Source organism: Tardiphaga sp. 709, from assembly GCF_032401055.1.
Lineage (GTDB): Bacteria > Pseudomonadota > Alphaproteobacteria > Rhizobiales > Xanthobacteraceae > Tardiphaga.
Map to the genome: position 1 here is coordinate 2,308,248 of NZ_CP135529.1, position 15,027 is coordinate 2,323,274.

Consider the following 15,027-nt stretch of genomic DNA (forward strand, 5'->3'; position numbering starts at 1 on the left):
ACTACTCCTCGGCCTCGGAGACTTTTCGAGCGTTTAAAAGGTCGATCACGGGCTGCGGCAGCGGACTCTTCCGGAGACCCCCGTCTACGTGCAAGGCCCATACGCGGCTGTCCGTCAGCTCCGCGTAAGTACCCCCCTCACCGGTGAAGCGGTGCCGGACGGTGAAGGATGTTGTGCCGATTCGGCTGACGGAGATCTCATGCGTGATCGATGCGTGAAGTTTGGGTGCATCAAAGAATCGCATGTTGAACTCTACACAAGGTAGGCCCTCTGTGGAGCCGTCGGCCCTTCTAATGTTGGGCGTATAGCCGCCGGCATGGAACATCTCGTTGAGGCCATCCACCGCCCATCGGGCGTAGGTCGGAAAGAATACGATTCCGCCGGGGTCGCATTCGCTCCAACTCAACCGTCTCGTATAAGCGAACGCGTTCAAGCGGTCACCTCACCGACTTTGATGGCCAGCTTGCCGACGCGTTCGACTTCGACGTCGAGGGTATCACCCGGCACGATCGGACCAACACCTTCGGGCGTGCCCGTCATAATGACGTCGCCGGGATGAAGTGTGTAGAACGACGACGCGTACTCGATCAGGCGCGCTACGCCGAAGATCATCATGCGCGTATTTGACTTCTGCTTGATCTGGCCGTTAACGCTGAGCCACAGGTCGAGCGCGTCGGGATCCGGAATCTCGTCCGCGGTCACGATCCACGGACCGAGCACGCTGTACGTATCCGGCGACTTGCGGAAGCCCGGGAACTCCTTGCCGCGCACGGTAATATCGAGGCCGACCGTGTATCCGTAGATGTAGTCGAATGCGTTCTCGCGAGAGACACGGTTCGCCGTCTTGCCGATGACGATCGCGAGTTCGACTTCATGGTCCGTGCGTCGATCGGCGAAACGCGGACGGATGACCTCCGAGGGGCCGATGAGCGAACTGCCCGCCTTCAAAAACAGACCATATTCGTCGAGCTGCGTATAGGTCTTGCCCTGATTGATCTCGCGGTCGGCATTCGCTTCATCGATATGGGCCTTGTAGTTGATCGGCGCGCCGATGATTTTCCCTGGATTCGCGATCGGGCTGTCCAGCCGAATGTCCGATAGCGGCAAGCTCTTCGCACCGGCAAGCAGATCGCTGCTATTTGCCGCTGCTAACTGGGAAACGACCCAATCACCGGGCGGAAGTGGCCATGTCGGATTAAGATCAAGCTTGTTGGTGATGTCCTTTACCGTATCACCCTCGATGACACCCACACGATTGGAGTTGAACCTGCAGATCTTCATTTGCGCCTCTCCCTGGCAGAGTTTATTGATGCATTTGCATTTGTTGCATATGCAGTATATTGATTAAGGTCAAGCCGTCGATGAACGGCAGTGCCAAGTGAAACAAATGAACCGGAGGGAACGATGTACAGAAAATTGGTAGCAGCGGCTTTTTGCAGTGCGATAGCGATGTCAAACGGCAGCGCACGAGCCGACATCTCGGGCGGCGTCGTTCGGGTTGGCGTGCTCAACGACATGTCTGGAATTTTCCAGGACACCAACGGGCCGGGTTCGGTGGAAGCCGCGCGGATGGCCGTCGAGGACTTCGCCGGCGGCGGCAAGGATCTAAAGGTCGAAATCATATATGCCGATCATCAGAACAAGCCCGACGTCGCGACGGCGATCGCTCGCCGGTGGCTTGATGTCGAGGGCGTCGACGCGATCGTCGATGTTCCCAACTCGGCCGTCGGCCTCGCGCTGAATTCGCTGCTGCGCGGAACAAAGATGACGCTTCTCGCATCCAGCACGGCGACGTCGGACATGACTGGACAGTTCTGTTCGCCGAACACCGTGCAATGGGTCAATGACACTTGGGCGTCTGCCCGTGCGACGACGTCTGCGATGGCGAAGCGCGGCGGCAAGAGCTGGTATTTTCTCACCGCTAACTTCGCGCTCGGCATGGCCCTGGAGAGTGAGGCAACGTCCTTCATCGTGGCCGAGGGAGGCAGCGTCAAAGGGTCAGCACGTCATCCGTTCGCGACGGCCGACTTCTCATCGTTTCTGCTGAGTGCTCAAGCTTCGAAGGCAGACGTTGTCGGGCTGGCGAATTCGGGAACGGATACGATCAACGCGATCAAGCAGGCCGACGAGTTTGGCGTGAGCCGCGGCGGCCAGTCCCTGCTCGCCTTTCTGATCTTCATCAATGATATTCATTCGATCGGACTAAAGACAGCGAGCGGCCTTCTGCTCGTCGAGTCGTTCTACTGGGATATGAACGACGAAACGCGCGCCTTCGCGAAGCGCTTCGCGGCGCGGATGGGCGGCAAAGTCCCGAGCGCGAACCATGCCGGCGTCTATTCGTCCACCCTCGCTTATCTGCGCGCGGTCGCAGCGGGCGGATCGGACGAGGCGAAGGTCGCCGTTCCGGAAATGAAACGCGCTCCGATCAAGGATTCGCTTTTCGGCGAAACGACGGTGCGAGCCGACGGCCGCGCCGTGCATCCTATCTATCTTTTCCAGGTCAAGCGGCCGGAAGAAAGCCGCTACCCCTTCGACTACTACAAACTCATCGATACCATTTCGGCCGAGGCTGCGTTCAGGCCTCTCAACGCCGGAAACTGTGCCTTGGTCCAGGGGGCCGCGAAGTGAGAGGACCACGAGTGCCGTTAGAGGGCGTCGTCTATGCGAATGCCGCCGCGGCCGAACGCTTCATCCGCGACGGCGCGTGGATCGACCGGCGTATCGACGAGCAGCTTGGAGAGTGCTGCGAGCGTTACGGAGATAAGACGGCATTCGTCTGCGACGACGTGACGATGACGTTCGCAGAGCTCGGAATGCGGTCGGATGAGCTTGCCCGTATTCTGGTGGAGTGCGGGCTGCTACCAGGCGACCGCGCTCTTTTCCAGATGGGCACGACCATCGAGACCGTCGTGTCCTTCTTCGCTTGCCTCAAGGCTGGCGTAATCCCGGTCTGCACCATTCCGCAGTACCGGGAGCTGGAGATGCACAAGCTGGCGGATATCACTCGTCCGTCGGCCTACTTCGTGCAGAGCGGAGAAGGCACGTTCGATCTCGTGCAATTCGCCAAGGATGTCGCGCGGGAGAAATCCATTGCCCACGTGATCGCGTTCAGCCGGCCCTCCGAACGGCAGGGCCACCACATCACGTCCTACAAGAAGTCAGACGCCCTGACTGCGGTGACGGGACGGTTGGCGACATCCGGCCAGGATGTTGCGGTTCTGCAGCTGTCCGGCGGTTCGACGGGCGTGCCGAAGGTGATCCCGAGGTTTCACGCGGAGTATCTGGGACACGTGCGGCAGTGGTGTGACCGCTACGACATGCAGCCCGGCGATGTCGGGATCTGGGCACTTCCGCTCATGCACAATGCCGGCATGATGTTCGCGTTGCTCCGGACAGTCCTCTACGGTTGCTGTACCGTGCTCGTTCCGCGCTGGGATCCCGAGCAATTCCTCACGCTGATTGAGCGCTGGAAGGTCAATCACGCCTTCACGATCGGTCCGCACGCACCTGCTATCGCTTCGTTCGACGGCGTCTCCCGGTTCGATCTCTCCACTTTGCGCTTTTTTCTCACGCTCCAGGGCGCAGCTTCGATCGAGCGCACGACCGGTGTCGCGACCACGAACATGTTCGGCATCACGGAAGGTCTTGTCCTGACCGGCCATCCCGATGACCCGGCTTCGGTCCGGCATGCATCGGTAGGCGCCCCCTCTTCGGCCTTCGACGAAATTCGCCTGCTTCAACCGGGCACGGAGGACGAAGTCGCGGATGGCGAGGTCGGAGAACTCTGCTTTAGAGGGCCCTCCTCGCTCAGAGGCTATTTCGCAGCGCCCGAACTGTCCGCCGAATGCTTGACGAGTGACGGATTCTTTCGCACTGCCGATTTGATGCGACGCGTTCAAATCGATGGCCGAACGGCTTTCGTATTCGAAGGACGGATGCGGGACAACATCAACCGCGGCGGAGAAAAGTTCGGCACCGAAGATATCGAACATCTGATCGCCCAGCACCCGGATGTCGTGGACGGCAAAGTCGTGGCGATGCCTGACCCGACATATGGCGAGAAGGCTTGCGCTTTCATCATTCCTAAGCCGGGCCGCCAACTGATCACCCTCGCCGAAATCGCCCGATTCCTCATCGCCAAGGGGCTAGCGAAGTTCAAACTACCCGAGCGAATCGAACCGATCGATTCCTTCCCCGTGACGCGGGTGGGCAAGCTGGATCGCGCCGCTCTGCGCTCGATCATCGCTAGCCGGCTCGCGGATGAGACCGGGCAGAACGAAGAGACCGTTTCGCGAAAGGAAATCAAATGAACCAACAGAACATCTTGAAAAATAGCGTCGATCGCAGCGAATTCTATCAGAAGCTCGATTCCCTCAACCTAGCGCCTTTATGGGAGGTGTTGAAAGGCCTCGTTCCGTCCGATCCTCGACCGACGGCGACACCTTACGCCTGGCATTGGTCGATCGTCCGCCCGCAGTTGCTTGCGGCAGGCTCGTCCATCAGTGCCGAGGAGGCCGAGCGGCGCGTCTTGGTGCTCGAAAATCCTGCGCTGCGCGGACGCTCGCAGATCACCGATACACTTTATGCCGGATTGCAACTCATCCTGCCTGGCGAAGTCGCCCCCGCCCACCGTCACACCCAATCGGCGCTGCGGTTCGTCCTAGAAGGTGACGGCGGGTATACCGCGGTCGCAGGCGAGCGGACCATGATGCACCGTGGCGATCTCATCCTGACCCCATTCTGGACCTGGCATGATCACGGACACGACGGCGACGGTCCCGTGATCTGGATGGACTGCCTCGACGTACCGCTCGTCGGCTTCCTGAAGACGGGCTTCCGCGAAGAGCACCAGGACTCGGCTCAGGCCATGACGCGCCCGGAAGGATATTCCGAGGCGCGCTTCGGAAGCGGGCTGCTTCCGGTCGAATATCGTCCGGAATCATTGACCTCGCCGATCTTCAACTATCCTTATGCGCGGACGCGCGAAGCTCTGCACCGCCTCGCGGGCACCGGCGAGATCGATCCCCATCACGGCATTTGCCTCCGATACGTCAATCCGGTGAATGGCGATTGGGTCATGCCGACCTTGGGACCGACCATGAGGCTTCTTCCGGCGGACTTCTCGACGGCAAAATATCGTTCGACCGACAGCGCAGTCTTTGTCGTGCTCGAAGGCGAAGTCGAGATCGCTGTCGAGGGCCGTCCGCCCGAGATCCTGCAAGAGAATGGCGTGTTCTCGATGCCAGGCTGGAGCCCCTACACGATCCGCGCGCTCAAAGGCGACTGTGTTCTGTTCTCGTTTTCGGATCGACCGGTTCATGAGAAACTGGGCCTGTTCCGCGAGGAAAAACACTAGGCTCCGGTAGAGAAACCGACTTGCCTCTCCTGCACCCCAAGAATAGTGTGCGGCTTTGCAAAAGTCGCACATGAAGAAGCTGAACTACGCCCTCGAAGAACGCATTCCCTATCTGACCAACAGGCTTGCGTCGGCCGTCAACGACATCTTCTCCCGTGACTTGGCCGCGCAGAAGTTGACGATCGCCCACTGGCGCGTCCTGTCGGTCCTGCATGACATAGGCGATCAAAAGCTGATCGAGCTCTCGATCCACACCAGCATCGACTCCTCGACCCTCTCCAGGCTTACCGAAGGGATGCAGCGGCGGCGCCTGATCGAGAAGAAGCGCTCCAAGCTGAGCAAGCGTGAGATCACTGTCACCTTATCGCGCCGCGGCAAGGAATTGGTCGAAGAGCTAACCCCTGCCGCTCTCGTTTATGAGAAGATCATCGTCGCGGACTTCTCCACAGAGGAGATCGAGACCATGCGCCGGCTCCTCCGCGAGATGTATCATCGGATCATGGACTTCAAGGATATGCAGCCGGCGCCAAAACCCGGGTCGACGAAAGCCAGGAGCTGACGAAGAGTCCTCTTGCGAGCTCCGCGGATCACCAAGGTCCATGTGCCGTTCGACGCACTTACACTGGATGCCCCGCCACATCTCGATGCGCATCCGTGCTTCGCCCGTCTCTCGCAAAAAACTTCGGCCGTCTCGAAGACGGCCGAACGCCTGGGCCAGCGGTCTGGCACCGAGCGACTTCCGTCACTCGTTGAGCGCACTTTTCGCGGTTTCGCGGGCCATGGCCAGTGCGATGCCTCCGCCCACGGCCAAGATGATGAAGTAGACGCTGATCGCAGTGGTCGTTCCGAAACGTGCATATAGAGTAGCCGCAACCAACGGCGCGATGCCACCGCCGAGGACGGTACCAAATTGTTTGCCGATCGAGACGCCACTGAAGCGAACGGATGTCGGGAACAATTCCGGAAAGAAGCTCCCTTCCGGTCCGAACATCATCGGATGGATGATGCCGGCCGTAATGACGATCGCGATCGTCAGATAGGTCACGCTCCCCATCGCCAATACGTCGTAAAACACCAGCATGGATACCGCTGCGAGAACGAGTCCGGTTCCGTAGACAGGCCGACGGCCGACCCGATCGGAAAGCGCTCCGAAGAACGGCACGAAGAATAGTCCGCAGATATTCGCGATGAGCACCGCCTGGGCAAGTGTACCGCGTGCCACGCCGAGCGTTTGCGTTGCGTAAGAGAGTGTATAGATGGCACTGAGGTAGAAGAACGAGGTCTGCGCCAGCTCGATGAAAAAAACGATCAATATCTGCTTCGGATACTTCTTGATGGCTTCCACGGCGGGGCGCTCTGTCGTAGCCGCCGCCTTGAACAACTTCGATTCCTCGATGCCGTAGCGCAAATAGAGGCCGACGGCGACCAGCACGCCGCTGGCCGCGAATGGGATACGCCACCCGTAAGACAACAGGTCGGCTTCCGGAAGCCTGGTAATCAGAAGCACAGAAAGCGATGCCAGCACGACACCGATCGGGCCTGCGGCCTGAATGACCGCGCCCGACAATCCGCGCGAATTCTTGCTCGCCGTCTCGACGGCCATTAGGCCGGCAGCCGTGGCCTCACCGCCCAGAGCGAAGCCCTGCAGAAACCGCAAAAACACCAACGCCACCGTGGTCGCGACGCCGGCCGCTTCGTAGGTGGGCAATAGGCCCATAGTCATGGTCGCAAGCCCCATGATGAGCATCGTCGATAGAAGCACCGACTTTCGGCCCACCACATCTCCGAAGTGACCGAAGATCACTCCGCCAAGGGGGCGGGCGAGAAAGCCAACCGCAAAAGTCGCAAAGACCGCAATTGTCGCAGTCGTGGGATCGAATTTTGGAAAGAAGAGACGCTCGAAAACAAAGGGGGCGATTAGTCCATAAAGGAAGAAATCGTACCACTCGATCGTCGTCCCGATCGCTCCGGCGACCAGAAGCTTGCGATGTGCGGCCTGCTCTGATTTGGTCTTCCGCTCGGATTGAGGCGTAATCGCCGCGGTGGTCGCGTGCTCATTCATCATGATGTTCCCTCCGTTTGATGATCCGAGTTGATTGTCGATCCGCTTTGCGCCTCGGCACGCAAGCAGTTCAATTCGATCGTCAAATTCGACTGCAGATACGATTGGGGCATCTGCGAATTATGGGGCGGACTTCGACCGCACGGCGCCCCGCTGCCGGTTAGGCAAGCTCAGGTGCGGCCTCTTGAACTCGTTTCGCCGGAGGCGCTGTGAGCGATGAAAGAAGTGTGGCCGCCCGCTGCTTGGTCTTGGTTACGGAATCCGATTTGATGTGCTCGTAGCCTCTGATCTCCGCAGGCAGCGATAGGATCTCGTCCACCTTACCGAGCGTGTCTGATCGCAATAGCGGCAGCGCGACATCAAGAAGCTGAAGATACCAATGAATGAGCTCTCGCTCTTCGCGGCGGGATTCCAACCGACCGAATGGATCGAACGGTGTTCCGCGCAGGAATTTCAGTCGCGCCAGCACGACCATGAGCGGCCTGAACCAAGGACCGAGCCGAACTTTGCTGGTTACGCCAAAATGCCGGGCCAACGGGGGCTGTAGATTGTAATTGATGCGTACTGGCCCATTGAAGCTGCCGCGCAAGCGGGCTTCGAAGGAATTACGGGTCAGCAGACGTGCGACCTCATACTCATCCTTGTACGCCATGAGGCTGTGCAGATTGCGGGCCACGGTACCGACCAGCGACGCGTCGAACGATCCATCCATGGCGGCGCGCTCCGCATCCGCAACTCTCAGTACGGCATCGATATATTCTTGGGCATATCGCAGGCCCTGATAATTCGCCAAGTCCGCGAAGCGCTTCGAAATGAGGTCCTTCGTTAATCCGCTCATCCAGGCATTTGCGGCGCAGACCCCGTTCAGAGCGCGGCTCACGGGTCCACTCGTCAATGTATCAAGCCGGTTTGCCAGCAATTGCGGCCGCGGCTGGATCATGGCGCTCATCCGCTTGGGGTCGCACTGCCACAGGCGCCCTGCCCGGAATGCGAGAAGATTGGCGTTGACCTGAACCCCGTTTAGTTCGATCGCCGTCTCGATCGACGGTCCAGAGATCGGCAGCCACCCCGCCTGATACGCGGCTCCGATGGCCACCATATTGGTCATCAGATAATCCCCGAGCAGCGCTTCGGCGATCCGCCGCGCATCAAGGGCGACCGCAGCGTCTCCGTTCGTCGCTCCGGCGATCCTGCGGCAGAGTTCTTCGATGGGCGCCTTGATCCGTACGTCCCGGATCATCTCTCCGTTCGGAAGGACGCTCACATTCATGACGGATTTCGTGCGCCCCACGTCGCAGCGGGCAAGGTTCGCAGGCTCCACCGCCGCCAGTAGATCGAGCGCCAGATAAAGATCCGCCTTCGCGCGGCCGACCGTATTCGTCAACGGAACCGTGCCAGAAGGAGCAAGCACCAGGCTCGACAGGACAGGGCCCCACTTCTGGGCGGCTCCCGTCTGATCGTATGTCTTCACCTCGAGACCGTCGAGCGCTGCCGCTTGGGCGAGCATCGCGCTTGCGGTCAGAACCCCGGTGCCGCCAAGTCCAGGAATGTAGATGCTGTAAGTCTGCGTAATCGGCGCATAGACCGGCTCGGTCAGCCAAGATGTGTCGAGTTCTGCGGCGGACGGTTTCTTTAAGGAAACACCGTCGCTCACCTCCACCGTCACAAAGGACGGGCACTCGCCGACGACGCAAGCCTGATCCTGATTGCATGACGACTGATGGATCTGGGTTTTGGGCCCGAAATCCGTGTCGACCTTCTGCAATGACATGCAGTTGGCCTTGACGCCGCAATCTCCGCAGTTCTCGCAGACATCTTCATTGACGAAGGTGAACTTGGTCGGTGCCGGAAGAAGCCCACGTTTTTGACGACGCCTGCGCTCGTTGGCGCACATACCGTCATATAGAACGATAGTCACCCCCGGCACAGTGGCCAACTCGGCCATGGTAGCTTCCAGTTTCGAGACATCGCGCAGCTCCACCATCGGAGGGAGCTTCACAGCGCGATAGCGTTCGGGCTCTTTACTGATCAGTACGATCCTGGCAACCCTGTCCAAGGCCAAGTGGGTCAGTAGATCGGCTACGGTCGCCGTCGAGACCGGTTCTTGCCCGCCGGTGTTCGCGAGCACGCCGTTGAACAGGATCTTGAACGTGATGTTGACCCCCGTCGCAACGGCATAACGGATGTTCTGGTAGCTTGAATGGAAAAGAGCGCCGTCACCGAGGTTCTGCACGATATGGCCACGGCTGGTGTACGGCGACAGGCCGATCCACGGCAGTCCCTCTCCGCCTAGCTGCGTAGTTGCTTCGACCCGCTTTTGTGGATTGTCCATCAAGGCCGCGAAGAGATGACAGCCGGGTGCACCCCATGCCATCTGCCCCGGCGCGAGAAGCGTCGAGGTATTGTGAGGGCAGCCCGAGCAGTAGTTCGGAGTTCGCTTCGTGTGTATCTCGGCGTTATTGCCGGCAGCAGGTGTCGCAGCGGCTGGCACTTTCGTCGTCGACGGCAGAACCTTCGCCAACCGCTCCGCGATGAGGTCGCTGTTCATTCCGCCGTGAACGGGAAACAGGATCTCGCCGCTTCGGTCTCTTTTGCCAAGCACTTCGACCACGGTAGTACCGATCGCCGCCGCTGCGATCTGCCGTTCCAGGAAATCGCGCTTTTCCTCGACGACGATGATCGTCTTCAGACCCTGCGCGAACCGCTGGACGAACTCCTTATCTAGCGGACAGACGAGCCCGATCTTGGCCAGTCGGATGCGAGCCGCAGGCAGCTTGCCGGATAACCCCAGATCATCGAGCGCCTGCAGAGTATCGGACCAGCTTTTGCCCGCACTGATGATGCCGATTTCGTCTTCCGGGCTGTCGACCACGATCCTGTTGAGCTTGTTTGCCCGGGCGTAGACGAGAACCGCGGCATGCCTCTCCTCGTAGAGCTTCCGCTCTGTCTCGACGTTGACGACGGGAAAGAACCTGTGGTTCGCGACCTTCGCGAAAGGACCGGCCGCCGTCTGGATTTGCGGTTTCTCGATGGCGACGCCGTCGCGATGGACCTGTACGACCTCGCCGCCGTCGCAGAGCGTCCCAACGAGCTTCAACGCCACCCAGCATCCGCTGAATCTGGACAAACCCGCGGCGTGCAGCCCCAGATCCAGAAACTCCTGAATGTCTGCTGGATAGAGCACGGGGATGCCGTGGTGCTCGAAGGCGAATTCCTGCTGATAGGGGACGGTCGAGCTCTTGGCTTCGTGATCCTCACCGCTGAGGATGACGACCGCGCCGTTCTTGCTTGTGCCGGCGAAATTACCGTGTTTGAGCGCGTCCCCAGCCCGATCCAGACCAGGACCCTTGCCGTACCAATAGCCGACGACGCCGTCGACGTCGTCGTGCGGATGCTCGTCGAGCATCTGAGTCCCCATGAGGGACGAAGCCGCAAATTCTTCGTTTTGAGCCGGCAGATGGGTGATGCCGTATTCAGCGAGATGTTTGCTGGCCTGCTTTAGAGCCAGATCGATGCTTCCAAGCGGCGAGCCGGGATAGCCGGTCACGAACGCGCGGGACCGAATTCCGGCGCTGCGGTCGCTCTTCATCTGCTCGATGAGCATCCGAACCAGCGCCTGGTTGCCGGTCAGGAAAAGACGGCCATCCTCCACGCGATACCGATCGTCCAAAGACGGCCGCCGCTTCGATTGAATCGTTACCACCGCTTCCACCCATGTGCTTCTTCGACCGGTGCCACAGCCGGCCGCCGGTCGCGAGCGTCTGAGTGGGAGGAAAGGCCAAACTGCCCATTTACGCAATAAAGTTTATAGTATTCGGTATATTCGTTTTACAAATATCAGGCGGAGATGAACGATGCGGAACGCACATAGCCTCGACCTCAACCTGATGCGGCTGCTGATCGCGCTTCATCGTCTGCGCAGCGTGTCCAGAGCGGCCGAAGAACTCGATCTCAGTCAACCCGCGACCAGCCTCGCGTTGGCGCGGCTCAGGAAGGCCATCGGCGACGAACTTTTTATACGCACGTCGCACGGGATGTTGCCGACATCGCGTTGCGAGGAACTGGTGGGTGTCGCGGAACAGGCGATCAAGGCGATCGATGTCGCTGTGACAAAGCAAGCCGCATTCGATCCAGGAACAGCGCGCCGTGAATTCGTATTGACGATGCCGGACGTCGGAGAGATTCACTTTCTTCCGAAACTGGCGGCTCATCTCGCCAAGCACGCACCTTCCTGCAATCTCCGCTGCGAGCAGATCGCGAACGACCAGATGGAAGCGGCCCTATCATCCGGCCAAGTGCACCTCGCCCTCGGCTATTTCCCCAATCTGGAAGGTCCCGGATTGCTGAGACGACGACTATTCATGCACTCGCTGGTGTGCCTTGTGAGGGCCGACCATCCGATCGTGAAATCCTCGTCCGTGAGCCTCCCCACCTTCCTGCAACTGTCGCATGCCGTCGTCCACTCAGTAGGACGCAGCAACGAATTGTTCGAGACGCTGCTCAAGAAGCAGGGACTACGTAGACGCATCCAATTGCTGTCTTCGCACTTTCTTTCAGTGCCGGCGATCATCGCCGCCACGGACCTCATCGTGACGGTTCCCCGATCCATCGCCGAGTATTACGCCCGCCTGGAAAAACTGAGGATGGTCGAGCCGCCGATTAACATCAGGCCCTATCCAATCCAGCAATTCTGGCACACGAGGTTCGCTGACGATCCCGCGCTCAAATGGCTCCGCGAGAGTACCACCTCGCTGTTCGTAGAGAAATAACGAGCTTCCCCGGCCGGGATTCGAGGACGCTGATCTGCCAGATGAGACATTTCGTGAAGAGCTGGTTGGTGCGGGGTCTCGCAGATGGACTTAGACGCGCTGGTGCGAAGAGGGGCGACCGCATTGTCGTGATAATGCCGACGGACCAATGGGTCTGCAGGTGCTGGTCGCGACAAACTACGTCGAAGCAGTCTTCGTTCCGTTCAGTCTGGTGCTGAAAGACTCGCTGTTGCGGCATATCCTATCCGACGCTGAGGCAACGATTGCGGCTGTCGATAGCTCATGCCTCGGCCAGGTCGTATAGAAATGCGCCAGTTTCGCGCTCGTCGGTGCTCTCTGACAACGCGACTGATATCGAGCGCGCCTTCATGTATGGCCTGGCGACCGCCAGGTCCAGAACACGATCGACGTCTGGTAGGACTTGAGCTTCCGAGCCCTACTCGCAATCTGGACGGCACCAGCTAGACCGTCGAGCACCTCATCAAAGGGATTCACCCGTTGCTTGTTGCCCTTGCCGGAAATCTCCGATGCTCGGCCAGCGACCTTGTCATGAGAATGAGATTGGGCGGCAACCGGAAGTCACGTCATCGACGACATGCTGTTCCGGCGCTCCCATATGTCGCCGACATCATTAGCTTCGACCCAGAAAATGGCGATCAGCGTAAATGGATCTACTTCCCCGCATTTGCTGAAAACACCTAGCGCGCGACGTCGCGCAGCAGCGAAAGCAACTGTGCCCGTTGAGCAGCCGTCAAGCGGACGGCAATCTCGGCTTCGAATACGTTCACGCTCAACCGGTATCGCTGAAGATCCTCGACCCCCTTTTTTGTCAGTTTTAGCGCGTGAAGGCGTCCATTGATTTTGTCGCGCCGCAAGAGGGACATCTTCTCCAGATCATCAAGAACTTTCACCACGCTTGGGGCGGCAATACTCAGCAATTCGCTTAGCTCACGTTGGCTAATTCCCGGATTGGCACCAACCGTCGACAAGGCGGCAAGTCTCGCCGGCGACACGCCCGGATCGAGATAGCGGAGTAACACTTCGTCGCAGCGAACCTGGGCTCGCCGGATCGCATAGGCGAGCGACTCTTCCAACAGGTCTTTCTGTTTTGCGCCGACGTCGCTTGCTGCCGGTGAAGAAACACCGCGCGCGCGGCGCGGAGCAATTTTCGCAGTCTTTCGTGGTGTCCTCACAGCAGTCCGATTCCCTATTGGCTCATGAATTGTCGCTGGCATTACAAAGCAATGCCGCACCGCACATTATCACGTTTCAAATTCTGCATCTGAATTGTACTGTTAGCTTGACTAATTGTCGCAAATGAATGCATTCTGAGATCTATAAGGATATAGAGGCCGCTATGGAACATTCGGTTGGATGGTCGCGAAAGCGAACGCGCATTGAGGAGCGATACATACGCTGTCGACTATGGTGGTCGATGCGCGACCGCGCACAACGCACCGAATCCCGCCTGAGATCGCAAGGCATCAAGCATGAGCGCCATGCGTACCTATAGCTATGAGCGTGGGTTGCACTGGAGCGAATGCGACCCGGGCGGGATTGTTTTTTCCCCGAACTACGCGCGCCGGATCGTCGATGGCCGGAGCGAGATGTTCTTTCTGTTGGGTTTTGACCCCAACAAGATCGATGAAGCGAGAGCGCGTCGAGGCCTGCCCGTCCTTCGGTTGGTGATGGGACTTCACAGATCCCCGACGCTCCATCAAATCGTGACGCACAAATTCAACGCGAAAATGGGCGGCGACAAGTCACTATCCTTTCGCCGCCGTTTTCAACGGTCGGCGATCTGCTGATGGAAGAAGAGGACGTGCGCATCTGGACGGCGCCGGCCTAAGACGATCCCGCCGCGATCAAGACGTCGCGTGTCCCCGACGACATTCGCGCAATCCTCGACCGCAACGATCAGCTGCAAACGACACGAAACGCTTGAACGGAGAGCCAACATGGCCAGCAACAAAGTAATCGTCACGATCGCGCCGACCGGAGGAATGGCCAAAAAGTCGCAGAATCCAAATCTGCCGACGCAGCCCGAGGAAATTGCCGAAAGCGTACGGCGCTGCCATGACGCCGGAGCGTCGGTCGCGGCTTTGCATGTGAGAAGGCCGGACGACGAGGCAACCTGCAATGCCGACATCTACCGTCGCCTGAACGATCTGGTCCGCGAGCGCTGCGACATCGTGATCAACAACTCGACCGGAGGCGGCGTTGACGGCGACATGCTGATCGAGCGTCCCGACGGTCTCTTCGACGTCAACTTCGACGAGCGCATGAAGGGTCTGGATGGCGGCGCTGAGATGGCGACCTTCGACTGTTTTACCGTGGCAGCGATGCATGGCAAGCGCGAGATGCTCGTCAGCACGACACCCAGCCAATGCGACAGACTCGCGGCCCGGTTCAGGGAAAAGGGCATCAAGCCGGAATGGGAAGTCTTCAGCCCAGCCCATATCTTGCAGGACGTTACCCGGCTGATCGCCGCCGGGTGCGACAAGCCGCCGTATTACATCAACATGGTATTGAATGCCGACCGCGGGTTTCAGGGGGCGATGCCTTACACCCCGGACATCCTGCAATCGATGGTTCGACTCCTGCCGAAAGACTCCATCTTTTGCGTTTCCGCCATCGGCACCGCCCAGCTTCCTGCGACGACGCACGCGATTCTGCTGGGGGGGCACGTCAGGGTCGGGCTTGAGGACAACCTTTACTACAGCAAGGGCGTGATGGCGACGAACGAGATGCTTGTCGAGCGTCAGGTCCGTATCATTCGCGAACTGGGATTCGAGCCGGCAACTGCGGCGGAAGCCCGAGACATGCTCGGTCTGGCGTAG

The 15,027-nt window shown here is 59.3% G+C and carries 12 protein-coding genes; 7 read left to right on the top strand and 5 right to left on the bottom strand.

Annotation, left to right across the window (positions count from 1 at the left end):
• Position 1 precedes the first annotated feature (1 nt).
• Together RSO67_RS30470 and RSO67_RS11475 are read right to left on the bottom strand one after the other, a co-directional pair.
• The gene (locus RSO67_RS30470) at positions 2–343 is read right to left on the bottom strand and encodes a hotdog domain-containing protein (RefSeq protein ID WP_410001882.1); all 342 of its coding nucleotides are present in this window, start codon (positions 341–343) and stop codon (positions 2–4) included.
• Positions 344–429: 86 nt separating this feature from the next.
• Positions 430–1,281, bottom strand: a complete 852-nt coding sequence (locus tag RSO67_RS11475; protein WP_315843559.1) for a fumarylacetoacetate hydrolase family protein — start codon at positions 1,279–1,281, stop codon at positions 430–432.
• Between the two features lie 168 nt (positions 1,282–1,449).
• On the opposite strand from RSO67_RS11475, the gene RSO67_RS11480 reads away from it, so the two are divergent.
• The 4 genes from RSO67_RS11480 (at position 1,450) to RSO67_RS11495 (ending at position 5,915) form a co-directional block, all read left to right on the top strand.
• Positions 1,450–2,628 (top strand): ABC transporter substrate-binding protein, encoded by a 1,179-nt coding sequence (locus RSO67_RS11480; protein WP_315843560.1) that lies wholly within the window; start codon positions 1,450–1,452, stop codon positions 2,626–2,628.
• A gap of 11 nt (positions 2,629–2,639) precedes the next feature.
• A complete protein-coding gene (locus tag RSO67_RS11485) occupies positions 2,640–4,310 on the top strand; it encodes an AMP-binding protein (protein ID WP_315843561.1) in 1,671 nt (556 codons plus the stop codon).
• Positions 4,307–5,356, top strand: coding sequence for a gentisate 1,2-dioxygenase (gtdA, locus tag RSO67_RS11490; protein WP_315843562.1), 1,050 nt, complete (start codon positions 4,307–4,309; stop codon positions 5,354–5,356). The genes RSO67_RS11485 and gtdA overlap by 4 nt, the downstream gene beginning before the upstream one ends.
• 70 nt (positions 5,357–5,426) lie before the next feature.
• Entirely contained in the window at positions 5,427–5,915 is a 489-nt protein-coding gene (locus RSO67_RS11495; RefSeq protein WP_315843563.1) for a MarR family winged helix-turn-helix transcriptional regulator, read from the top strand.
• A gap of 183 nt (positions 5,916–6,098) precedes the next feature.
• Here RSO67_RS11495 and RSO67_RS11500 read toward each other — a convergent pair whose 3' ends face one another.
• On the bottom strand, positions 6,099–7,421 hold the full coding sequence (locus RSO67_RS11500) for an MFS transporter (protein ID WP_315843564.1): 1,323 nt from the start codon (positions 7,419–7,421) through the stop codon (positions 6,099–6,101).
• Between the two features lie 157 nt (positions 7,422–7,578).
• Positions 7,579–11,130, bottom strand: coding sequence for an indolepyruvate ferredoxin oxidoreductase family protein (locus RSO67_RS11505; RefSeq protein WP_315843565.1), 3,552 nt, complete (start codon positions 11,128–11,130; stop codon positions 7,579–7,581).
• A gap of 142 nt (positions 11,131–11,272) precedes the next feature.
• Between RSO67_RS11505 and RSO67_RS11510 the strand changes: the two genes are divergently transcribed.
• Complete coding sequence (locus RSO67_RS11510) at positions 11,273–12,187, top strand: LysR family transcriptional regulator (RefSeq protein WP_315843566.1); 915 nt, start codon at positions 11,273–11,275, stop codon at positions 12,185–12,187.
• Between the two features lie 698 nt (positions 12,188–12,885).
• Here RSO67_RS11510 and RSO67_RS11515 read toward each other — a convergent pair.
• Positions 12,886–13,380 carry a MarR family winged helix-turn-helix transcriptional regulator gene (locus RSO67_RS11515; RefSeq protein WP_315843567.1) on the bottom strand — a complete coding sequence of 165 codons (495 nt, stop codon included), beginning with the start codon at positions 13,378–13,380 and terminating at the stop codon, positions 12,886–12,888.
• Between the two features lie 297 nt (positions 13,381–13,677).
• Here RSO67_RS11515 and RSO67_RS11520 point away from each other — a divergent pair, with 297 nt between their 5' ends.
• Positions 13,678–13,995 (top strand): hypothetical protein, encoded by a 318-nt coding sequence (locus RSO67_RS11520; protein ID WP_315843568.1) that lies wholly within the window; start codon positions 13,678–13,680, stop codon positions 13,993–13,995.
• A gap of 150 nt (positions 13,996–14,145) precedes the next feature.
• Complete coding sequence (locus tag RSO67_RS11525) at positions 14,146–15,027, top strand: 3-keto-5-aminohexanoate cleavage protein (protein ID WP_315843569.1); 882 nt, start codon at positions 14,146–14,148, stop codon at positions 15,025–15,027.

Coding starts and splice junctions, on each gene's coding strand:
- RSO67_RS11475 (WP_315843559.1), bottom strand. CDS start 1,281: ATGAAGATCTGCAGGTTCAACTCCAATCGTGTGGGTGTCATCGAGGGT.
- RSO67_RS11480 (WP_315843560.1), top strand. CDS start 1,450: ATGTCAAACGGCAGCGCACGAGCCGACATCTCGGGCGGCGTCGTTCGG.
- gtdA (WP_315843562.1), top strand. CDS start 4,307: ATGAACCAACAGAACATCTTGAAAAATAGCGTCGATCGCAGCGAATTC.
- RSO67_RS11495 (WP_315843563.1), top strand. CDS start 5,427: ATGAAGAAGCTGAACTACGCCCTCGAAGAACGCATTCCCTATCTGACC.
- RSO67_RS11500 (WP_315843564.1), bottom strand. CDS start 7,421: ATGATGAATGAGCACGCGACCACCGCGGCGATTACGCCTCAATCCGAG.
- RSO67_RS11510 (WP_315843566.1), top strand. CDS start 11,273: ATGCGGAACGCACATAGCCTCGACCTCAACCTGATGCGGCTGCTGATC.
- RSO67_RS11520 (WP_315843568.1), top strand. CDS start 13,678: ATGAGCGCCATGCGTACCTATAGCTATGAGCGTGGGTTGCACTGGAGC.
- RSO67_RS11525 (WP_315843569.1), top strand. CDS start 14,146: ATGGCCAGCAACAAAGTAATCGTCACGATCGCGCCGACCGGAGGAATG.